At 66.3% G+C, this 20,326-nt stretch carries 17 protein-coding genes and 1 pseudogene; 9 read left to right on the forward strand and 9 right to left on the reverse strand.

Annotation, left to right across the window (positions count from 1 at the left end):
* Nucleotides 1-525 (reverse strand): annotated as a pseudogene (locus tag IN820_RS19785) (hypothetical protein); the annotation flags it as partial.
* A 190-nt stretch (nt 526-715) separates the two neighbouring features.
* Between IN820_RS19785 and IN820_RS19790 the strand changes: the two are divergent.
* Nucleotides 716-1,387: a DUF4197 domain-containing protein gene (locus IN820_RS19790; RefSeq protein ID WP_193682606.1), complete on the forward strand. Its 672-nt coding sequence runs from the start codon at nt 716-718 to the stop codon at nt 1,385-1,387.
* A 191-nt stretch (nt 1,388-1,578) separates the two neighbouring features.
* Here the strand turns inward: IN820_RS19790 and IN820_RS19795 are convergent, their stop codons facing one another.
* The 3 genes from IN820_RS19795 to IN820_RS19805 are packed head-to-tail and all read right to left on the reverse strand — an operon-like array spanning nt 1,579 to nt 4,479.
* On the reverse strand, nt 1,579-2,388 hold the full coding sequence (locus IN820_RS19795) for a TlpA family protein disulfide reductase (RefSeq protein ID WP_193682607.1): 810 nt from the start codon (nt 2,386-2,388) through the stop codon (nt 1,579-1,581).
* Nucleotides 2,389-2,419: 31 nt separating this feature from the next.
* On the reverse strand, nt 2,420-3,799 hold the full coding sequence (locus IN820_RS19800; protein WP_193682608.1) for a heavy metal sensor histidine kinase: 1,380 nt from the start codon (nt 3,797-3,799) through the stop codon (nt 2,420-2,422).
* Nucleotides 3,796-4,479 carry a heavy metal response regulator transcription factor gene (locus IN820_RS19805; protein ID WP_193682609.1) on the reverse strand — a complete coding sequence of 228 codons (684 nt, stop codon included), beginning with the start codon at nt 4,477-4,479 and terminating at the stop codon, nt 3,796-3,798. Before IN820_RS19805 ends, IN820_RS19800 begins: the two co-directional genes overlap by 4 nt.
* 155 nt (nt 4,480-4,634) lie before the next feature.
* On the opposite strand from IN820_RS19805, the gene IN820_RS19810 reads away from it, so the two are divergent.
* From IN820_RS19810 to IN820_RS19840, 7 genes are all read left to right on the forward strand, one after another.
* Entirely contained in the window at nt 4,635-4,850 is a 216-nt protein-coding gene (locus tag IN820_RS19810; RefSeq protein WP_193682610.1) for a DUF2933 domain-containing protein, read from the forward strand.
* Entirely contained in the window at nt 4,834-7,236 is a 2,403-nt protein-coding gene (locus tag IN820_RS19815) for a heavy metal translocating P-type ATPase (RefSeq protein ID WP_408005253.1), read from the forward strand. The genes IN820_RS19810 and IN820_RS19815 overlap by 17 nt, the downstream gene beginning before the upstream one ends.
* A gap of 77 nt (nt 7,237-7,313) precedes the next feature.
* Complete coding sequence (locus tag IN820_RS19820; RefSeq protein ID WP_193682611.1) at nt 7,314-7,583, forward strand: heavy-metal-associated domain-containing protein; 270 nt, start codon at nt 7,314-7,316, stop codon at nt 7,581-7,583.
* A gap of 20 nt (nt 7,584-7,603) precedes the next feature.
* Nucleotides 7,604-8,053 (forward strand): DUF411 domain-containing protein, encoded by a 450-nt coding sequence (locus IN820_RS19825; RefSeq protein ID WP_193682612.1) that lies wholly within the window; start codon nt 7,604-7,606, stop codon nt 8,051-8,053.
* Between the two features lie 80 nt (nt 8,054-8,133).
* A complete protein-coding gene (locus tag IN820_RS19830; protein ID WP_193682613.1) occupies nt 8,134-9,909 on the forward strand; it encodes a copper resistance system multicopper oxidase in 1,776 nt (591 codons plus the stop codon).
* A gap of 11 nt (nt 9,910-9,920) precedes the next feature.
* Nucleotides 9,921-10,241, forward strand: a complete 321-nt coding sequence (locus tag IN820_RS19835; RefSeq protein WP_193682614.1) for a hypothetical protein — start codon at nt 9,921-9,923, stop codon at nt 10,239-10,241.
* Nucleotides 10,231-11,139 carry a copper resistance protein B gene (locus tag IN820_RS19840; protein ID WP_207793713.1) on the forward strand — a complete coding sequence of 303 codons (909 nt, stop codon included), beginning with the start codon at nt 10,231-10,233 and terminating at the stop codon, nt 11,137-11,139. The genes IN820_RS19835 and IN820_RS19840 overlap by 11 nt, the downstream gene beginning before the upstream one ends.
* Before the next feature lie 55 nt (nt 11,140-11,194).
* On the opposite strand, the gene mdoH is transcribed toward IN820_RS19840, so the two are convergent.
* The 3 genes from mdoH to bglX form a co-directional block, all read right to left on the reverse strand.
* On the reverse strand, nt 11,195-13,750 hold the full coding sequence (mdoH, locus tag IN820_RS19845) for a glucans biosynthesis glucosyltransferase MdoH (protein ID WP_193682615.1): 2,556 nt from the start codon (nt 13,748-13,750) through the stop codon (nt 11,195-11,197).
* The gene (locus IN820_RS19850) at nt 13,743-15,260 is read right to left on the reverse strand and encodes a glucan biosynthesis protein G (protein ID WP_193682616.1); all 1,518 of its coding nucleotides are present in this window, start codon (nt 15,258-15,260) and stop codon (nt 13,743-13,745) included. Before IN820_RS19850 ends, mdoH begins: the two co-directional genes overlap by 8 nt.
* A gap of 242 nt (nt 15,261-15,502) precedes the next feature.
* Entirely contained in the window at nt 15,503-17,794 is a 2,292-nt protein-coding gene (gene bglX / locus IN820_RS19855) for a beta-glucosidase BglX (protein ID WP_193682617.1), read from the reverse strand.
* Nucleotides 17,795-18,121: 327 nt separating this feature from the next.
* Between bglX and IN820_RS19860 the strand changes: the two genes are divergently transcribed.
* Nucleotides 18,122-18,610 carry a GNAT family N-acetyltransferase gene (locus IN820_RS19860; protein WP_193682618.1) on the forward strand — a complete coding sequence of 163 codons (489 nt, stop codon included), beginning with the start codon at nt 18,122-18,124 and terminating at the stop codon, nt 18,608-18,610.
* A gap of 47 nt (nt 18,611-18,657) precedes the next feature.
* On the opposite strand, the gene wrbA is transcribed toward IN820_RS19860, so the two are convergent.
* Together wrbA and IN820_RS19870 are read right to left on the reverse strand one after the other, a co-directional pair.
* Nucleotides 18,658-19,257: an NAD(P)H:quinone oxidoreductase gene (gene wrbA / locus IN820_RS19865; RefSeq protein ID WP_193682619.1), complete on the reverse strand. Its 600-nt coding sequence runs from the start codon at nt 19,255-19,257 to the stop codon at nt 18,658-18,660.
* Nucleotides 19,258-19,692: 435 nt separating this feature from the next.
* A complete protein-coding gene (locus IN820_RS19870; protein ID WP_193682620.1) occupies nt 19,693-20,232 on the reverse strand; it encodes a DUF3087 domain-containing protein in 540 nt (179 codons plus the stop codon).
* Nucleotides 20,233-20,326 lie beyond the last annotated feature (94 nt).

Raw genomic sequence — 20,326 nt, forward strand, 5'->3', positions numbered from 1 at the left:
TTGCTGGTTGTCGGGGTCGCTGAGCACGATCATCTGTCCGGCCTTCACTGGTCCCAGGTTCGGGTTCAGGGCTTTGAATTTTTCGATGACGGCGGGAGCTGGTGAGGGGAATAGTTGCGCCTGTAGCTCCTCGATCGTGGTGCTCCTGGGCACGATGTAGAAACCTGGCTCCTGTGGCTGGGTCTTCGCTATAGGCTCGGCCTCAGGTAGCGAGGCTTTCGGCTGGCGCGAACGCTCCGCATGGAAGCTGCCTACCCAGCCCTTGCCGGTGATGTGGGAATACTTGCCGAAGGTGTCATTGCTCAACGGGCTGAATGGGTCATCTATGACGAGCAGCCAGTCGCCGCGCTCCACTGCGGCGAGGATGAGCTGCCTGTCTGCGCCGCAGGATCGGCTCAACTCGCTGAGGCCCGGTATCTCGTGCCAATAGGTCAGTTCGTTATCGACCCTGGGCACCGCGAAAAACGGCGCTTCGATGTTTCTCAGGCTGATCCCGTTACGATGCTCGCGACGAATCAGACGCATGACGAATCCTCCTTGAATGTCTGGACAACGGACAGCCCTTCTAACAGAGGAGGGCATCGTTTTCGAGGTCGCCGAGGGGGAACTGCTAGCCAGTTGGCATACTGTCGGCCTCTTGAGCAGGCTCGCTAGCGCTGATCTTCCCCGCTATGCTCGGCCTATCGGCCCCGGCCACATTCCTCTGAGGTTTGCCATGATCCGCATCACCGCCTTTATCGCCAGCTTGATGCTGTCTGCCGCCGCCCACGCCCTGTCGCTCTCCGGCCTGACCCAGAGCGATGCCAGCGCGGGTCTCAAGGATGCGCTCAGCCAGGGCGCCAAGGTGGCGGTGCAGCAGCTCGGGCGGCCCGGCGGTTTCAGCAGCGACCCGGACGTGCGCATCGAGCTGCCGGGCAATATCGGCAAGGCTTCGCGCATGCTGAAAATGATGGGCATGGGCAGCCAGGTCGAGCAGTTGGAGAACAGCATGAACCAGGCCGCCGAGGCCGCGGTGCCGGAAGCCCAGCAGTTGCTGCTGGACGCCGTACGCAACATGACCGTGGCCGATGCCAAGTCGATCCTCGCCGGCGGCGACGACTCGGCCACCCAGTACCTGAACACATCCAGCCGCGAGCAGATCCGCGCGAAGTTCCTGCCCATCGTCAAGCAGGCCACCGACCAGGTCGGCCTGGCGCAGCAGTACAACGCCGTGGCGGCCAAGGTGCCGGCGGGCCTCTCCGGCGGTTATGCCAATATCGAAGGCTACGTCACCGAACAGGCGCTGGATGGACTGTTCAGCGTCATCGCCGAGCAGGAGGCGAGCATCCGCAAGAATCCGGCCGCCGCGGCGACAAGCCTGGCGAAGAAGGTGTTCGGCGCGCTCTGATTGTCAGTGATAGGCAGGTGTTGCCTGGAAAAGCATCGCCCCGGGGGCGGGCCTCCCACAAAAGCGGCAAACACCCAGCGGAACCTGTGGGAGGCGCGACCTCGCGGCGATGCAGGCCGAAGGCCTGCCAAAAGCTTGAAGCTTGAAGCTCAGAATTAGCCCTCACAAAAAACATGCCGCGCAGCAGTCGCTCACTGCGCCTCCTTCAGTTTTTCCAGCGCATGCGCCAGGCTGGCATGGGAGAGTTCGCCGAGGTGGCTGCCGACCTGGCGCCCCTCGGCGTCGTAGAACAGCGTGGTCGGCAGCGCCGTGGAGCCGACGTGCTGACCGAGACGCCCAGCGCTGTCGAGCAGCACGTTTTCAAGATTCAAGCCTGCGCTTTCCAGAAAGCGGCCAATCTCACCCTCCCCTTCGCCCTGATTGACGAAGAGAAACAGGGTGTCGCTTTCCCGCGCCTGCGCTTCGGCCAGCACCGGCATTTCGCGCCGGCACGGCGGGCACCAGGTCGCCCAGAGGTTGATCACCAGCGGCTGGCCGGAATAATCCTCGAGCGCCACCGGACGCCCCTGGTTGTCGCGCAGCGCCATTTCCGGCAGCCGCGTAGCCTGTTCGAAGGAATGCCAGGCCAGGTTACCGAAGCCCCAGCTGAGGACGCCCACCGTCAGCGCGATACCCAGCGGCCGGCGCAGCTCGCGGTCACGCCAGCTCCACCAGATACCCAGCGCCAGCGCCACCGCCAGTCCGGGCCAGGCGATGAAGCCGCCGTCGCGGATGTCGATGACGCCCAGCCAGTCATCCTGGTAGTACGCCCAGTACATCGCCACGAAGGCCAGGCGTGCGACCAGCAGCGCCACCAGCAACAGGCGGAACAGTTGCCGCTCGGGGTTGCGCGCGCTGCGCCGGCCGACCCACCAGCCGGTCAGGGTCGCCAACAACAGGCTGCCCAGCAGCAATACATGGGGCACCGCCAGGGCCAGCGGCCCCATATTCACAGTCAGCATTCAGTTATTGCCTCGCATCCGCGTTGGTATCTCAACTGCCCTGAGCCTCATACGGGAACTCCAGCCTGAACGTCGTAAGGCCCACGCTCGACGAACAACCGATCCGCCCGTGATGCGCCTCGACGATGGATCGGGTGATGGCCAGCCCCAGCCCGGCATTGCTCGGACTGCCTTCGCGGCGCGCGGGGTCGACCCGGTAGAAGCGGTCGAACAGCCTTTCCAGATGCTCGGGTGCGATGGTCGCGCCGGGATTGGCGACGCTGAGCGCCACGCCATCGACGGTTCGCTCGATGGCCAGCCGGATCAGCTCGCCATCGGGCGTGTAGCGCAGCGCATTGGACAGCAGGTTGGACAGCGCCCGGCGCAGCATCAGCAGGTCGCCCTGAATGGTGCCGGCGCCGGACAGCTCGAAGCGCACCCCGCGTTCGTCGGCCGCGAGCTGGTAGTAGTCGAGCAACTGCGTGCACAACGCCTCCAGCGCGACGGGCCTGGCGTCCGGCACGATCAGGCCGTTGTCGGCCTTGGCCAGGAACAGCATGTCGTCGATCATCCGCGCCATGCGCTGCAGTTCCTCCAGATTGGAATGCAGGTTGTCCTGGTACTCGTCCAGCGTGCGCGCGCGGGTCAGCGCGACCTCGGTGTGGGTCATCAGGTTGCTCAGCGGCGTACGCAACTCGTGAGCGATATCGGCGGAGAAATTCGACAGCCGCGCGAAGGCGTCCTCCAGCCGCGCCAGCATGGCATTGAAGGCCTGCACCAGTTGCCGCAGTTCCGCCGGGGTCGACTCGTCGGGAATGCGTTCGCGCAGAGATTTCGCCGAGACCGACGCAGCCACCTGGGTGACCTCGCGCAACGGCCGCAGGCCGCTGCGTACCAGCAGCCAGCCGAGCAGCCCGCTGAGCAGCGCGCAGATCACCAGCGCCGGCCACAGCCAGCCGCTCAGGGTATGGAAGAACGCCTTGTGCACGGTGACGTCGAGCAGGATCAGCAGGGTCAGCCGCTGCTCGCCAACCTGAACGTGCCCGGCCTCGCCACGCCAGACGCGCCCGTCCAGCTGCAGCTCGCCGGTCTGGCGGCCGATCAGCTCCAGCAGGCGCGGCTCCGCCATCTCGCGCCGCGGTTCGGGAAACAGCTGCGCGCCACCCGCATCGAAGACAAAGCCGCGCATCTCGCTGTGGCCGCCGAGCAGCGCCTGCAGCTGCGGATGCACGTGCTCGAATGCCTGCAGATCGCGTAGCTCGCCGAGCAGGCGCCGGCTCGCCTCGAGCTTTTCGTGCAAGGCATGGCGGTCCAGTTCGTCGAAATGATGCTCGCTGAGCTGGCTGAAGAAGTAGCCGGCCGCCGCCAGCACCCCGGTCACCGCGAGCATGAACATCAGGCTCAGCCGTGCGGTCAGCGACAGCCGCCTCATGGCGCGTCCGGCTCGTCGAGCATGTAGCCCATGCCGCGCGCCGTGTGGATCAGCTTCGGCTCGAAACCGTCATCGATCTTCGCCCGCAACCGGCGGATCGCCACTTCGATGACGTTGGTATCGCTGTCGAAATTCATGTCCCACACCTGCGAGGCGATCAGCGACTTGGGCAGCACCTCGCCGCGCCGGCGCAGCAGCAGTTCCAGCAGGGCGAATTCCTTGGCGGTCAGCTCGATGCGCTGCCCGGCACGCACGGCCCGGCGCTTGAGCAGGTCGACCTCGAGATCGGCGATCTTCAGCTGTGTCTGCAGCGCCGCCGCATTGCCGCGGCGCAACAGCGTGCGCACCCGCGCCAGCAGCTCGGAAAAGGCGAACGGCTTGACCAGATAATCGTCGGCGCCCAGCTCCAGGCCCCTGACGCGGTCCTCGACGCGGTCGCGCGCGGTGAGAAACAGCACCGGTACCTCGTTGCCCGAGGCGCGCACCAGCCGCAAGACTTCCCAGCCATCGAGGCCCGGCATCATCACATCGAGGATCAGCAGGTCATAGGGCGTGCTCAGCACGTGCTGCAGGGTATCGGTGCCGCTGGTCACGCGATCGACGGTGAAGCCCGCCTCGCCGAGGCCCTGCTGCAGGTAGGTACCGGTTTTCGGTTCGTCTTCGGCGACCAGCAGTTTCATCGCAATTCCTCGTCCGGCAGTGGCGCCAGTGTGCAGCGATACCGCCGCAGCGGCCAGAAGCTGACAGAAAAGTAATCTTCGCATCAGCCTGGTGTAAGGCCGCCGAGGCTATGGTGCAGGCAACAGAATGTTCCCGCCCATCCCGGAGACTCGCCATGTCCAGTCGCCCATCATCACACGGTTTCCATGAGCCGTTCTGGCGAAGCCGAACCAGAGTCGTTCTGCTGATGTTGGCGGTAATCGGGCTCTTCTACGTGGTCCGCGAGCATTTCGACCATGCCGTCCAGGCCCTGCCCTACCTGATCCTGCTGCTCTGCCCGCTGCTGCATCTGTTCGGCCACAAGCATGGGGGTCATGATGGCGACCGATGATCGGCCCCACGGCCTACCAGGCCACGCGCACGCATCCGATTGCGAGCACATCCCCGCGCATGCCGGCCAGATCGCCGAGCAGGCCGTGCAACGCGACCCCGTATGTGGCATGCCCGTGGCAACGGGCGGCCCGCACGCCGTTCATGCCCGGCGCGACTACTACTTCTGCAGCCAGCGCTGCCTGGACACGTTCATTGCCGATCCGCATCGCTATGCGGCCGCCGAGGGGGCGCACGGCGAAGCCGGGCACGTGCGGCCTGCCGCCTCGGCGGTGGCCGATCCCGGCGCCGAGTACACCTGTCCGATGCATCCGGAGATCCGCCAGATCGGTCCCGGTACCTGCCCCAAGTGCGGCATGGCCCTGGAGCCGCTGATTCCGGAACTGGAGGAGCGCGAAGACCCCGAACTGCGCGATTTCACCCGCCGCTTTTGGTGGACCTTGCCACTGACGGTGATCGTCACGCTGCTGGCGATGACCGGGCACTCGCTGGCCCTGCTGCATGGCGCCACGCAGAACTGGGTCGAGCTGGCCCTGGCGACGCCGGTGGTGCTCTGGGCCGGCTGGCCGTTCTTCGTGCGCGGCATGCGCTCGGTCAGCCAGCGCAGCCCGAACATGTGGACGCTGATCGGCCTCGGCACGGCGGCGGCCTACCTCTACAGCCTGGTCGCGACCCTGGCGCCCGAGGTATTTCCGGCGACCTTCATGCAGGACGGACGTATCGGCGTGTACTTCGAGGCCGCCGCGGTGATCATCTCGCTGACGCTGCTCGGCCAGATGCTCGAACTCAAGGCGCGCTCGCAGACCTCGGCCGCGATCAGGTCGCTGCTCGGCCTGGCGCCGAAAACCGCGCGCAGAATCGATGCCGACGGCAGCGAGCGGGATATCCCGTTGAGTCACGTCCATGTCGCCGACCATCTGCGCGTGCGCCCCGGCGAGAAAGTACCGGTGGATGGCCGCGTACTCGAGGGCGAAAGCGCGGTGGACGAATCGATGCTGACCGGCGAGCCACTGCCGGTGATGAAGCGCGCCGGCGACAGCCTGATCGGCGCTACCCTCAACACCCACGGCAGCCTGGTGATGGAGGCGCAGAAAGTCGGTTCGGCGACCATGCTCGCGCAGATCGTGCAGATGGTCGCCCAGGCACAGCGCAGCAAGGCGCCCATGCAGCGCCTGGCCGACGTGATCGCCGGCTACTTCGTGATGGTAGTGGTTCTGATCGCCGTGCTGACCTTCTTCGGCTGGGGGCTTTTCGGGCCGCAGCCGAGCTGGGTCTTCGGCCTGATCAACGCAGTGGCGGTGCTGATCATCGCCTGCCCCTGCGCGCTGGGGCTGGCCACCCCCATGTCGGTGATGGTGGCCACCGGCAAGGCCGCCGGCAGCGGTGTGCTGTTCCGCGACGCCAGCGCCATCGAGAACCTGCGCAAGATCGACGTACTGATCGTCGACAAGACCGGCACCCTCACCGAAGGCCGGCCGGCGTTCCATAGCGTGGTCGCCGCCTCCGGTTTCAGCGAAGAGCAGGTGCTGCGCCTGGCCGCCAGCCTCGACCAGGGCAGCGAACATCCGCTGGCGCATGCCATCGTAGCCCGCGCGCGCGAAGCGGAGCTTGCGCTCAGCCCTGTCGAAACCTTCGAGTCCGCCTCGGGGATCGGTGTGCGCGGCCGGATCGACGGCCGACAGCTGCTGCTCGGCAACACCGCCCTGCTGGACGAGGCCGGCGTCGATACGACACCGCTGCAAGCGATATCGGAGCGACTGCGCGCCGACGGCGTGAGCATCATGTACCTGGCGGTTGACGGCCAGCTGGCCGGGCTGCTGGCCGTCGCCGACCCGATCAAGCCGACCTCCCGGCTGGCGGTCGAGCGCCTGCAGGCCGATGGTGTCAGGGTCATCATGGCCACCGGCGACGGGCTCACCACGGCACGCGCGGTAGCCCGCCAGCTGGGCATCGAAGAAGTCCACGGCGAAGTCAAACCGCAGGACAAGGAGCGCCTCGCCGCAGCCCTGCAACAGGCCGGGCACCGCGTGGCCATGGCCGGCGACGGCATCAACGACGCCCCCGCGCTGGCCCGCGCCGATATCGGCATCGCCATGGGCACCGGCACCGACGTGGCGATGAACAGCGCCCAGGTCACCCTGGTCAAGGGCGACCTGCTCGGCATCCTGCGCGCACGCAGTCTGTCGGTCGCAACGGTGCGCAACATGCACCAGAACCTGACTTTCGCCTTCCTCTACAACAGCCTGGGCATCCCCCTGGCAGCCGGTCTGCTCTATCCGCTGACCGGGCATCTGCTGTCGCCACTGGTCGCCGCGCTGGCGATGAGCGTGAGTTCGGCCTCGGTGGTGTTCAACGCGCTGCGCTTGCGCAAGGCAGCTAGCGACTGAGCGCTTGACCTTGTCACGATGTCAGGGTCGAGGATTCAACCGAGGCCGAAACGAATTGGCCATGGGAGGAAAACCGCATGAACACGAGCACACTGAAGGTTTCGGGCATGAACTGCGGCGCCTGCGTCAGACATGTCAACGCGGCCCTGCAGCCTCTGGCGGGGGTCGAGCGGGTCGACGTGGACCTGGCAGCCGGGCTCGTCCGCATCGTCGGCACGGCCGACGGTCCGGCGCTGATCGCGGCGCTCGACGGGGCGGGATACCCGGCCGAAGCCGTGACCGATTCGCCTGCCGCTGAAGCCCGCAAGACAGGATGCGGCGGCAGCGCTGGCTGCTGCTGCAACTGAACATTGATCTGGAGAACCGTATGAAACCTTACCTGACTGCCCTCGCCGCCCTGCTGATGAGCGGCACCGTCCACGCCGCCGCCGATGTGATCGACGTGCACCGCGACGCCAACTGCGGCTGCTGCAAGGACTGGATCAAGTACCTCGAGGCCAATGGCTTCGAGGTGCGCGATCACGTCGAAAACAATATGAGCGCGGTGAAGCAGCGGCTGGGCGTGGCGCCGCGTCTGGGTTCGTGCCACACCGGCGTGATCGACGGCAAGTTCGTCGAAGGCCACGTGCCAGTGGCGGCCATCCACGAACTGCGCAAGCGCGACGATCTGGCGGGGGTCGCCGTACCGGGCATGCCGGCCGGCTCGCCGGGCATGGATTACGGCCAGCCGCACCAGCGCTATCAGGTGATCGGGCTCACCAGCAAGGGGCGCGACCTGGTGCTGGGCGATTATCTAGGCAGCCAGGCTGCTCGCTGAGCCCCACAGATGACCCGGCCCGCAACCACGCGGGCCGCGATACCGACTGAAGCATTTCCGATCGACCCAACAGGACCAGCATGCAATTGACCAGCTCTCGGCGCACCTTCGTCAAAAGCCTGGCCGCCGGCGGCGCCTTCGCCGGCCTCGGGCTCTGGCGCCAACCCGTCTGGGCGCTGACCAGCCCCGGCCAGCCGACCGTGCTCAGCGGCACCGAGTTCGACCTGACCATCGATTCGATGAGCGTGGACTTCACCGGCAGGCGCCGCACCGCCATGGCCATCAACGGCAGCATTCCCGGCCCGCTGCTGCGTTGGCGCGAAGGCGAGACCGTGACCCTGCGCGTGCGCAACCGCCTGCCGCAGGACACCTCGATCCACTGGCACGGCATCCTGCTGCCGGCCAACATGGATGGTGTGCCCGGTTTCAGCTTCGCCGGCATCGCCCCGGACGGCCTGTACGAGTACCGCTTCAAGGTCAAACAGAGCGGCACCTACTGGTACCACAGCCACTCCGCGTTCCAGGAACAGCTCGGCGTCTACGGCCCGCTGATCATCGATCCCGAGGAACCGGAGCCCTTCGCCTACGACCGCGACTACGTGGTGTTCCTCTCCGACTGGACCGACGAGAGCCCGGCCCGCGTGCTGGCCAAGCTGAAAAAGCAGGCCGACTATTACAACCAGGGCCGCCGGACCCTTGCCGATTTCATCAACGATGTCGCCGACAACGGCTGGGGTGACACCGTCAGCGAGCGCTGGGCCTGGGCGAAGATGAACATGTCGCCGACCGATCTGGCCGATATCAGCGGCGCCACCTATACCTACCTGCTCAACGGCCAGGCGCCAGACGGCAACTGGACCGGGTTGTTCCAGCCGGGCGAGCGCATCCGCCTGCGCCTGATCAACGGTTCGGCGATGACCTATTTCGACTTCCGCATCCCCGGCCTCAAGCTCACCGTGGTCGCCGCCGACGGGCAGAACGTCGAGCCGGTGCAAGTGGATGAAGTACGCCTGGCGGTAGCGGAAACCCTCGACGTCATCGTCGAGCCGGACGGCAGCCAGGAGGCCTACACGCTCTTCGCCCAGGCCATGGATCGCAGCGGCTACGCCCGCGGCAGCCTGGCCATGCGTGAAGGCCTGCAGGCGCCGGTACCCACGCCTGATCCGCGACCGCTGCTGAGCATGGCGGACATGGGCCACGGCGATCATTCCGCCCATGGCGAGGCAGCCGCGCCGACTCAGGCCCATGACGGGCACGGCGGACATGGCGCAACGGATCATGGCCAGATGAACCATGCCGCCATGGATCAGGGCGCGCGCGAGAGCGCGGAAATGCAGGCGCACCCGGCCAGCGAGCAGGGCAATCCGCTGGTGGACATGCAGACCATGATGCCGGTGCCCAAGCTGGACGACCCGGGCATCGGCCTGCGCGACAACGGCCGGCGGGTACTCACCTACGCCGACCTGCGCAGCACCTTCGCCGATCCGGACGGCCGCGAGCCGACCCGCACCATCGAACTGCACCTGACCGGGCACATGGAGCGCTTCGCCTGGTCGTTCGACGGCATTCCCTTCGCCGACGCCGAGCCGATCCGCCTCGAGTACGGCGAGCGGGTGCGCTTCGTGCTGGTCAACGACACCATGATGCACCACCCCATCCACCTGCACGGGCTGTGGAGCGACCTGGAGGACGAGCACGGCAACTTCCTGGTGCGCAAGCACACCCTCGACATGCCGCCCGGTGCCAGGCGCAGCTACCGCGTCAGCGCCGATGCCCTCGGCCGCTGGGCCTACCATTGCCACATGCTGATGCACATGGACCTCGGGATGTTCCGCGAAGTCCGCGTCGAAGAATGACGGAGAAGCACATGAACACGTTCGAACGAAATGCCCTGCTCGCCTTCGGCCTGATCGCCGCTCTCAACCTCGGCAGCGCCTATGCGCAGAGCGAACACGACGACCATCATCCCAAAAACGCCCCGGCCGAGCAGGCTGCCCCGCCCAAACCCGGCCGGGGCAGCATGATGCAGGGCATGGATCACGACAGGATGATGCAGATGCACGATGAGCACATGGGCAACGGCCAGATGATGGACCACGGCGACATGGGCGATAGTGGCATGGGCAACGGCCCAATGAGCAAGGACATGCCCAAGGACGCCGGCCAGGGCACTCCGCATGATCACTAAAAAGACGCTGGCCGTCGCCATCGTCCTGAGCCTCGCCGCCACGGCGAGCCAGGCGCAGCAGGCCATGGATCATTCCGGTCACGCCGGCCACGCTGCACCGACCGGGCCTGGCCAGATGGACCACGGCAGCATGGACCACGGCGCGATGGCGCATCCACCGGCCAGCGGCATCCCACCGAGCCGGGAATCGCGCTCGCCGGTGCCGACGATCCGCGATGCGGACCGCGCCGCGGCCTTCCCCGACCTGCCGCCGCACCCCATGCATCAGGGCGGCAGCAACTTCCTCTTCCTCGCCGACCAGCTGGAATGGCAGGACGCCGACGAAGGCAGCACCCTGGCCTGGGACCTGAGCGGCTGGATCGGCGGCGACGTCGACCGCCTGGCCTTCCGCTCCGAGGGCGAGCGCAGCAACGGCCATACCGAGCAAGCCGAACTGCAGCTGCTCTGGAGCCACGCCATCGGCCCCTGGTGGGAAACCGTCGCCGGCGTGCGCCAGGACTTCGAGCCCGGCTCGGCGCAAACCTGGGCCGCCTTCGGCGTGCAGGGCATGCCGCTGTACGGACTGGAAACCGAGATCACCGCCTTCCTCGGCGAAGGCGGCCAGAGCGCGCTGCGCCTGGAGGCCGACTACGACATCCTGCTGACCCGGCGCTGGGTGCTGCAGCCGACCGCCGAGCTCAACCTGCATGGGCGCAACGACGAAGCCCGCGGCGTGGGGGCCGGCCTCAGCGACGCAAACCTGGGCCTGCGCCTGCGCTATGAGATCAGCCGGCAGTTCGCACCCTATGTCGGGGTCAGTTGGTCCCGCGCCTACGGCAACAGCGCCGACCTGCTGCGCGCCGACGGCGAGGACACACGCGAAACCCGCCTCGTCGCGGGTATCCGCTTCTGGTTCTGATAACGGCGGCGCCTACGCCCCCTCCAATGGGCGCGACCGGCGCCGGCCCCCGCCGCTACGGGTTCGCCTGCGCCTCGCCACGGCCATAAGCATCGAGCCAGGTCTGGTAGCGCGGGTCCTCCCAGACGCGCTGGTGCAGGCGCGCCATGCCGTCCGGATCGTTGAGCAGGCGCCAGCGCGCCGCCTCGGCATCGCCTTCCGGACCGGCGTCGAGAATCTGCTGCATGCGCTGCTCGCGCAACACCTCGGCGCCGGCAACCACTTTGGCGTGCCGCGCCCGCGCCATGCCGCACACCAGCGCGTTGTAGATCGGGTCCACCGTGGCGGCGACGAAGCCGTCATGCAGTGCGTTGTCCTGGTTCTGCCGGGTGTAGCGATCGGTCGACACCAGTTCCTGCGGCGGGTTGAATTCCTCCGGGATGAGGAACAGCTTGCGGCGCAAGGCCGCCAGCCCCAGCCCCGTGCGGCTGGTGATCACCGAGACCGGCGCCGACAGGATCAGCGATACCACGATCGGCGCCAGCCACCAGAGGAAATCGGGATCGAGCCAGGCCACCAGCGCCGTCCAGAGCACGCCCAGCAGCATCTGCGAACCATGCCGGCGCAGGGCTTCGCTCCAGGGCGTGGCGTTGTCGGCGCGCTGCGGCGACTGCCATTGCACCGACCAGCCGAGGAACGCGGCGGTGACGAACACCGTGTGGAACAGCATGCGCACCGGTGCCGCCAGCATCGAGAACAGCGATTCCAGAATCATCGACAGCAACAGCCGCAAACGCCCGCCGTACTCATGCGCGCCCTGGATCCAGATCAGCAGCACGCTGAGCAACTTGGGCAGGAACAGCAAGGTCAGCGTCGCCGTGAACAGCGCGATGGCCTCCTGCGGATGCCAGCGCGGCCACAACGGATAGAGCTGGTTCGGCTGCAGGAAATACTCCGGCACCATCAAGGTGTGGATCGCCAGCAGTCCGGTCGACAGCGCCAGGAAGACGAACCAGAGCGGCGCGGAGAGGTAGGACATGACGCCGGTGAGAAACACGAAACGGTGCACCGTGTGCATGCCCTTGACCAGGAACAGCCGGAAGTTCATCAGGTTGCCGTGGCACCAGCGACGGTCGCGCTTGAGCTCGTCGAGCAGGTTGGGCGGCAGTTCCTCGTAGCTGCCCGGCAGGTCGTAGGCGATCCATACGCCCCAGCCGGCGCGGCGCATCAATGCCGCCTCGACGAAATCGTGGGAGAGGATGTCGCCGGCGAACGAGCCCTTGCCCGGCAGCGGTGCCAGTGCGCAATGCTCGATGAAGGGTTTGACCCGGATGATCGCGTTATGGCCCCAGTAGTGGGATTCACCCAGTTGCCAGAAGTTGAGACCGGCGGTGAACAGCGGGCCGTAGACCCGCGTGGCGAACTGCTGCATCCGCGCATAGAGGGTGTCCATGCCCGACGCTTTGGGCGCCGTCTGGATGATGCCGGCGCCGGGATTGGCCTCCATCAGCCGTACCAGGCTGGTCAGGCAGGCACCGCTCATCACGCTGTCGGCATCGAGCACCACCATGTAGCGGTAGCTGCTGCCCCAACGGCGGCAGAAGTCGTCGATGTTGCCGCTCTTGCGCTTCACCCGGCGCCGCCGCCGGCGATAGAAGATGTGGGCGAAGCCGTCGACGTCGCGGCATAGTTCCAGCCAGGCCTTCTGCTCGGCCACGCAGGTATCGGGGTCGTTGCTGTCGCTGAGCACGAAGATGTCGAAATGTTCGATTTCCCCGGTGGCCAGCAGCGATTCGTAGGTGGCGCGCAGGCCGGCGAACACCCGCGGGACGTCTTCGTTGGCGATCGGCATCACCAGCGCGGTGCGCGCCTCGCGCGGGATCGGCTCGTCGCCCAGCGTGCTGGCGGAAATGTTGTAGCGGTCGCGGCCCTTGAGCAGCTGGAAAAAGCCCATCAGCGCCGTCCAGAAGCCCACCGACACCCAGCAGAACAACAACGCGAACAGCAGCAGGATGCTGGTTTGAACCACGTACGGCAGGATCTGCCGCGCCGACTCCTGCAAGGGCTGCTGGAATACCTCGTGCAGGTCCACCAGGGCCCAGCCCTGGTAGGGCAGTACGGATTTCATGTGCCAGGTGGCGATGGCGGTCTGCACCAGCATCAGCAGCAGCAACGTGGTACGGCGCAGGCCCGCCACCCGGCGCCAGCCGGAGCGGTTCATCTCGACCGGAGGCGGCATGTCCACCGCCCGGTTCTTCGTGCGCAGCAATCGCCACCAGCTCAGGCGCAGCACGTTGGTATGCCAGGGCTCGGGCACCATCCGGGTGCGCACGATCGGCGGTGTCGAGCGGATGCAGACGCGCCCCTGGTGATCGCGCGCAAGCGCCCGGGCGCGCGCCAGGGTTTCGCCCCAGCCGAGTTTCAGGCGCGCGGCGACCGAGCCCAGCAGACCGGCAGCGGGCGTGGCACCGTCGTCGATGTCCGGCACGCGGCGCGCCAGCGCCCGATGCAGGCCTTCCAGCCCGCCGCCTTCGTGCTCGGCTTCGCGGGCCAGGGCCTGACGCTCGTCGTCGGCGAGCGGCAGTCGATCGATATAGGGTCCGGCAAGGGTTGGCAGCGCAGGGTTATTCATTGCTCGGTATCTGGTAGCTCCAGGTTTCGGAAAGCGTTTTCTCGCCATCCACCAAGGCTGCGCGCAGTTCCACCGGTCGGGCCGGATTGCGCACCTTCAGCCTCAAGGTCAAGCGCCAGCCCCCGCTCGCCGGATTGTGGCGCAGGCTGTTCTCCACCAGTTCGGCGTTGTCGTCGATGCTCACCCGCGTGGTCACCGGCGAATCCGCCGGCAACTCGGCCAGGTTGGGCCCGGTGAAGTCGACGATCAGCGCCATGCTGCCGTCGGGCTGGCGGATCAGATTCGACTGCTTGACGTCGCCGGTCGATAGCCGCGTCTGGCTGACCCAGGCCAACGCCGGGTCATGCAGCGCCGGCTCGTCCATGGTGAAGTGCAGGCGATAGGCGAAATCCAGCGGCTCGCGTGGTTCCGGCCGCTGCTCGGGGACCCAGAACGCGACGATGTTGTCGTTGGTTTCGTCCGGCGTGGGAATTTCCACCAGCTCCACGTGCCCCTTGCCCCAGTCGCCGCTCGGCTCGACCCAGGCGCTCGGGCGTAGCTCGTAGCGATCATCGAGATCCTCGTAGCGGCCGAAATCCCGGGTGCGCTGCAGCAGGCCGAAGCCGCGCGGGTTTTCCACGCTGTAGCTGCTGATCGCCAGGCGCTTGGGATTGTTCAGCGGGCGCCAGATCCATTCGCCGTTGCCGGCATGGATCGCCAGCCCCTCGGAGTCGTGAAGCTGCGGACGGTAGTTGAGCTGCCGGCTCGGCTGGTTGGCGCCGAACAGGTACATGCTGGTGAGGGCGCCGAGACCGAGCTTCTCCACCGGCTCGCGCAAATAGACACGCGCCTGCACGTCGACGGTGCTGTCCTTGCCCGGCGTGACCACCATCCGATAGGCGCCGGTGGCACGCGGCGAGTCCAGCAGCGCGTAGATCACCAGATTGCGCCGATCGGCCTCGGGCCGCTCGATCCAGAACTCGCGGAAATGCGGAAACTCCTCGCCACTCGGCAGCGCCGTGTCGATCGCCAGCCCGCGCGCCGACAAGCCGTATACCTGGCCCTTGCCGACCACCCGGAAATAACTGGCGCCCAGCAGCGTGATCAGCTCGTCCGCCTTGTCCGGCTCGTTCAGCGGATAGAGCACCTTGAAGCCGGCGAAGCCGAGGTTCTCCAGCGCGGCGGGATCGACCTGCACATTGCCGAAATCGAACATTTCCGGATCGTAGCGGACCCTTTCGACGCCCTCGGCAGTGATCTCGTTGATTCTCACCGGCACGTCGAAGTGCATGCCCTGATGATAGAACTGCACCTCGAACGGCGTCTGCGCCTCATGCCAGAGCGCCTTGTCGCCGCGAAAGCGCAGCTGCTGATAATCGGCGAAGGCCATCTGCCGAAACACCGCCGGCAGGTTGCTCTGCGGCGCGGCATACCCCGCAGCCGCGAGCTTCTCGGCCTTCACCGCAACGTCGTCGAGACTGAATGCCCAGCTACTGCCCGCGAACAGACTCATGGACAGGCCCAAGGCCATACCCCACACCCGGCTTTTACCGGCGCCTGCTGCGAAATGAACGGTTCGTGACACATCCCCTCCTGTCGATAGCGATTACACCGGCCGTCGATCGGCCCGCTTGCTCGTTGGTCTGCCGTCGACGGCAAATGATTCCCGGCGGGACGACAACAATCGAAGCGGCGCATCATCCCATGCCGAACACGGGCCGGATAGATGCCCCGAACGTCCCGCGCAGCGGGCTCAGGCCAGGCCTGCACGAGTCACTGCAACTCGAACCGCCGGCGCTGCACATGCTGCGAGTCGAGACCGATCTGCACCTCGAATTCACCCGGCTCGGCCACCCTCTGCAGCTGCGCATTGACGAATTTCAGGTCGTCCTCATCGATGCTGAAACGGATTTCCCGCTCTTCGCCGGCCTTGAGCATGACCTTGCGAAAGGCCTTGAGCTCTTTTACCGGGCGGATCACCGACGCCACGAGGTCCTGGATATACAGCTGGACCACGGTTGCGCCGTCGCGCCGACCGATGTTCCTCACCTTCACGCTCGCCTGCAACCTGCCCCGGCGAGGCAGGCTGGCGCTCGACAAGCGGACATCGGAGATCTGGAAGCGGGTATAACTCAAGCCGTAGCCGAACGGGTACAGCGGCCCGGTGGGCTCTTCGAAATACTGCGACGTATAGTTGCCCGGCTTGCCCTCGACGAACGGCCGGCCGACGCGAAGATGGTTGTAATAGGTCGGAATCTGCCCCACCGAGCGCGGGAAGCTGATCGGCAGCTTGCCCGAGGGGTTGTAGTCGCCGAACAGTACGTCGGCGATGGCATGGCCGCCCTCGGTGCCGCTGAACCAGGTTTCCAGGACCGCATCGGCATTGGCCTTCGCCCAGCCGAGCTCCAGCGGCCGACCGTTCATCAGCACCAGCACCAGCGGCTTGCCGGTACCTTTCAGCGCGTCGAGCAAGCGCTGCTGGCTGGGTGGCAGCTGCAGGCTGGTGCGGCTCGACGACTCGTGTGACATGCCGCGCGATTCACCCACCGCGGCGACGATCACGTCGGCCTTTTCGGCGGCGGCAAGGGCTTCGGCGATCATCTCGGCGGGGGAACGCGGGTCCTGCACGACCTCGGGGGCGTCCCAGTTGAGGAAATTCAGATAGTCGACCATGTGCGCATCGTCGGTCACGTTGGCCCCTCGCGCATGGAGCAGTACCGCCGCGTCGCCCAGCGCCTCGCGCATGCCCTGGCGCAGGGTCACCGCTTGCCGGGCGACGCCGGCTGCGGACCAGCTGCCGAGCATGTCGACCGGAGAATCCGCCAGCGGCCCGACCAGCGCGATGGTGCCGCGCTTCTCCAGGGGCAGGGTCTCGCCGCGGTTTTCCAGCAGCACGAGCGACTGGCGCGCAACCGCCCTTGCGGCAGCGCGATGCAGCCGGCTTTCGGCGTTGACGTCCTGCGGGTCGTCCTCGGCGACGCCGATGCGCCGGAACGGATCGTGGAACAGCCCCATGTCGTACTTGGCGCCCAGCACCTCGCGCACGGCCGCGTCGATCACGCCGATCTCGACTTCGCCCGCCTGCACCAACCCCGGCAGTTCGTCTCGATACAGCGAGTCGGCCATGCTCATGTCGATGCCGGCCTCGATCGCCAACCTGGCCGCCTCGCGACCGTCGCGCGCGACGCCATGGCGCAGCAGCTCGCTGATCGCGCCATGGTCGCTGACGGTCATCCCGCGAAAACCCCAGTCGCGGCGCAGCAGGTCCCGCAGCAACCAGCTGTTGGCGCTCGCCGGCACACCGTTGATGGCGTTCAGCGCCACCATCACCCCGCCGGCGCCGGCATCGATGGCGGCACGGTACGGCGGCAGGAAATCCTGGTGCATGCGCATCGGGCTCATGTCCACCACGTTGTAGTCGCGCCCGCCCTCGACCGCACCGTAGAGGGCGAAATGCTTGACGCTGGCGGTGATGCTGTCCGGCGCCGCGGGCGACTCGCCCTGGTAGGCCTCGACCATGGTGCGGGCGATTTCCGACACCAGGTAGGGGTCCTCGCCGAAGCCTTCTGAGATACGTCCCCAGCGCGGGTCGCGGGAAATGTCGACGGAAGGCGCGAAGGTCATGTCCAGGCCGTCGGCGCTGGCCTCGATGGCCGCCACCCGGCCGCTGCGGGCGATCGTATCCAGATCCCAGCTCGACGCCAGTCCCAGCCCGATGGGAAAGATCGTCCGGTGGCCGTGCACCACGTCGTAGGCGAAGAAGATCGGAATCCGCATCCGGCTGCGCAACGCGGCCTCCTGCATGGGGCGATTGTCATGGCGGGTGACCGTGTTGAAGGTCCCGCCGATCTGCCCCGCCGCCAGCTCCTGGAGAATCCGTGGCCGCGGCATGTCCCCGCCGATGCTGATCAGCCGCAGTTGGCCGATCTTTTCCTCGAGGGTCATTCGCTCGATCAGGCTGTCGATGAAAGCCGGCTTGTCATCCAGCGCAGGGGAAACGGTTTCGGCAGCAGTACAAGGAAGCGAAAAGCCGGCGAACAAACCGAGCAGGTACATCCATTTCATTCATTTTTTCCAGGCATGCGGGCGTTTGGCGAACCGCTCGCCCGGTCATCGTCGAGCGGTTCGCGTGCCGAGTATGAATCGCCTGGCCAGGTACAAACCAGAGGCCGCGCCGGAAAAGAATGCTGCGCTGCGCATGCAGCGGGTGGATCGGCGTTCCAGCCGTGGATTCGCCTGGCTGGATGATCGCTTCGGCGGATCATGCCCGCTCGATCTCGCGACATGGCGGGCCGCTGCCGCCATTGGCTATCCTCGCCCTGCCTTGCGTCCCACAGGGGCGCGCACGACCTGCCCCTGATCGGCAGCCGAACAGCCACTCTGGAGAAGCGCATGCGCCGACTCGCCACGCCAGCCGATTTCGACCGCGTTTACGACATTTACATGCACGAGGAAGTGCTGCCCTTTCTCGGCTTCGATCCGATGCCACGCGAGGTTTTCGCCAAGGTCTTCGACCCGCTGTTCGAGAGCGGCTGCTTCTACGTGTTCGAGGTCGCAGGGACGGTCCAGGGCTTCTACAAGGCGCAACGCCATATCGGTCGCGCCGCACACGTCGCCTACCTGGGTACGCTGGCGGTGGCGCCGGAAGCGAAAGGTCACGGTGTGGCGCACAGGATGATGGCGGATGCCCTGGCCCGGCTGCACGCCGCGGGCATCAGCCGGGTCGAACTGACGGTCGAGGCGGACAACCCACGGGCGATCGCCTTCTACGAACGCTTCGGTTTCGACCATGAAGGCACCCAGCGGTCGGCGTACAAGCGCGCGGGCGACGAGGGCTATGTCGATGAGTTGATGTACGGCTTGTTGCTGACGCCGAGATAGGGCTGCCATGACGAGCCCGTTGGCGCGGCGNGCGCCGCCTCGGCCATTCAACCGTTCAGCTTGCCGGCGATCCTGGCCACGTGCTCACCCTGGAATCGGGCGATGGTCAGCTCCTTCTCGGACGGCTGGCGGGAGCCGTCGCCGCCGGCAATGGTCGAGGCGCCATAGGGCGTGCCGCCATTGGTCTCGGAGATATCGAAGAATTCGCTGATGCCGTAGCCGGTCGGCACGAGGATCATCCCGTGGTGTGCCAGGGTGGTCCAGGTGGAGGTGATGGTCATTTCCTGGCCACCGCCGGTGCCGGTCGACGTGAACACGCTGGCGACCTTGCCATGCAGCGCACCCTTGGCCCAGAGACCGCCGGTCCGGTCGAGGAAATTGCGCATCTGCCCGGACATGTTGCCGAAGCGGGTCGGCGTACCGAAGATGATCGCATCGTACTCCGGCAGCTCGGCCGGATCGGCCACCGCGGCGGCCTGCTCGACCTTGCCGCCGGCATTCCGGAAGACATCTTCCGGCATGGTTTCCGGTACGCGCTTGACGACCACCTCGGCGCCCGCTACACGGCGCGCCCCTTCGGCCACCGCGTTGGCCATGGTTTCGATGTGGCCGTACATCGAGTGATACAGCACGAGAATCTTCGCCATCTGGGTCTTCCTCTTCGGGTGAATGGAAATGTCTATCGGTGAACAAGCATGGCGTGTGAAAACGCCGGGCGCGCGTCGTTTCGAGGATCATGGTGATCCCTCAGATTGACGGGACGCATCATGTATTCGACCTATCTTTGGATGGTTGCAATTTTATGCCAATAAATATCGATACATTCGATACAAAGGCAGCCTGCACGAATGGGCTTCAGGACTGGCACGGAAACGCCACGGCCTCGTCGAAACCCTCATCGGCGCGCTTCAGCCTGTCGCCGCATTCGCTACGCCGGAACCGCTCGAACATGCCGACGCTGCGGATCGCACGTCGTTTAATCCTAGGCGTGCATCCCGCCAATGCAATGTCGGGCCGCGTGCTGGCGGATGAAACTTAGGGTCTGTTGACGTTTCAGCGCGAGCCGCGAACGTCAACAGACCCTAGCGGACGGCGTCGAACCGTTTCACCGATTCCAGCCAGGTGGAATCCAGTCGGCGCTGGTCGGTGTCCATGCCGAGCGCCTCCATGGCCTCGCGGTGCCGGTCGATCTCCGGGACCATCTCGCTGAGGGCGCTGGAATTCGCATCCAGCTGATGCATCTGCGTCATGCCCAGGTGGTAGAAGCGCAGCAACCGCATGGCCGAGGGATCCTGCGCGGCGACGCCGGCTTTCACGTGGTGCATCAGGTTGGTGATGCTCATCAGGCTGCGCTTGAGCCGCCAGCCGTAGGCCGCCGCGGCCATCCACGGCTGCTGCCAGAACAGCTTGCGCACCAGTGCCACCGTCAGCAGCAGGCCGGCCAGCACGCCAGCGATGTTCCAGCGCAGGTTGTCGCCACCCGGTTCGCCGAACAGCGCCACCGCCGCCGTTGCCAGCCCCATGGCCAGCACCGCGAAGGTCGCGATGACGATCAGCGTGCTGCGCCGCGTCTGCTGGCGGTAACGCTCGGCGCTCATCGGTTCGATCTCGAATACCAGCATGACGGTTCCTCACAGGTCGGTTGCGGCGCGCATTATCGCCGCAAACGCGCGGGAAAGTCCGCCGCCGGCTCTAGCATCGCTCTTATCCCTACCC

The organism is Pseudomonas lopnurensis (assembly GCF_015070855.1).
GTDB classification, from domain to species: domain Bacteria; phylum Pseudomonadota; class Gammaproteobacteria; order Pseudomonadales; family Pseudomonadaceae; genus Stutzerimonas; species Stutzerimonas lopnurensis.

Bases quoted from the DNA above. Each gene is read 5' to 3' on its own strand.
- IN820_RS19790 (WP_193682606.1), top strand. From the start codon at position 716: ATGATCCGCATCACCGCCTTTATCGCCAGCTTGATGCTGTCTGCCGCC.
- IN820_RS19795 (WP_193682607.1), bottom strand. From the start codon at position 2,388: ATGCTGACTGTGAATATGGGGCCGCTGGCCCTGGCGGTGCCCCATGTA.
- IN820_RS19800 (WP_193682608.1), bottom strand. From the start codon at position 3,799: ATGAGGCGGCTGTCGCTGACCGCACGGCTGAGCCTGATGTTCATGCTC.
- IN820_RS19805 (WP_193682609.1), bottom strand. From the start codon at position 4,479: ATGAAACTGCTGGTCGCCGAAGACGAACCGAAAACCGGTACCTACCTG.
- IN820_RS19810 (WP_193682610.1), top strand. From the start codon at position 4,635: ATGTCCAGTCGCCCATCATCACACGGTTTCCATGAGCCGTTCTGGCGA.
- IN820_RS19815 (WP_408005253.1), top strand. From the start codon at position 4,834: ATGATGGCGACCGATGATCGGCCCCACGGCCTACCAGGCCACGCGCAC.
- IN820_RS19820 (WP_193682611.1), top strand. From the start codon at position 7,314: ATGAACACGAGCACACTGAAGGTTTCGGGCATGAACTGCGGCGCCTGC.
- IN820_RS19825 (WP_193682612.1), top strand. From the start codon at position 7,604: ATGAAACCTTACCTGACTGCCCTCGCCGCCCTGCTGATGAGCGGCACC.
- IN820_RS19830 (WP_193682613.1), top strand. From the start codon at position 8,134: ATGCAATTGACCAGCTCTCGGCGCACCTTCGTCAAAAGCCTGGCCGCC.
- IN820_RS19835 (WP_193682614.1), top strand. From the start codon at position 9,921: ATGAACACGTTCGAACGAAATGCCCTGCTCGCCTTCGGCCTGATCGCC.
- IN820_RS19840 (WP_207793713.1), top strand. From the start codon at position 10,231: ATGATCACTAAAAAGACGCTGGCCGTCGCCATCGTCCTGAGCCTCGCC.
- mdoH (WP_193682615.1), bottom strand. From the start codon at position 13,750: ATGAATAACCCTGCGCTGCCAACCCTTGCCGGACCCTATATCGATCGA.
- IN820_RS19850 (WP_193682616.1), bottom strand. From the start codon at position 15,260: ATGGCCTTGGGCCTGTCCATGAGTCTGTTCGCGGGCAGTAGCTGGGCA.
- bglX (WP_193682617.1), bottom strand. From the start codon at position 17,794: ATGAAATGGATGTACCTGCTCGGTTTGTTCGCCGGCTTTTCGCTTCCT.
- IN820_RS19860 (WP_193682618.1), top strand. From the start codon at position 18,122: ATGCGCCGACTCGCCACGCCAGCCGATTTCGACCGCGTTTACGACATT.
- wrbA (WP_193682619.1), bottom strand. From the start codon at position 19,257: ATGGCGAAGATTCTCGTGCTGTATCACTCGATGTACGGCCACATCGAA.
- IN820_RS19870 (WP_193682620.1), bottom strand. From the start codon at position 20,232: ATGCTGGTATTCGAGATCGAACCGATGAGCGCCGAGCGTTACCGCCAG.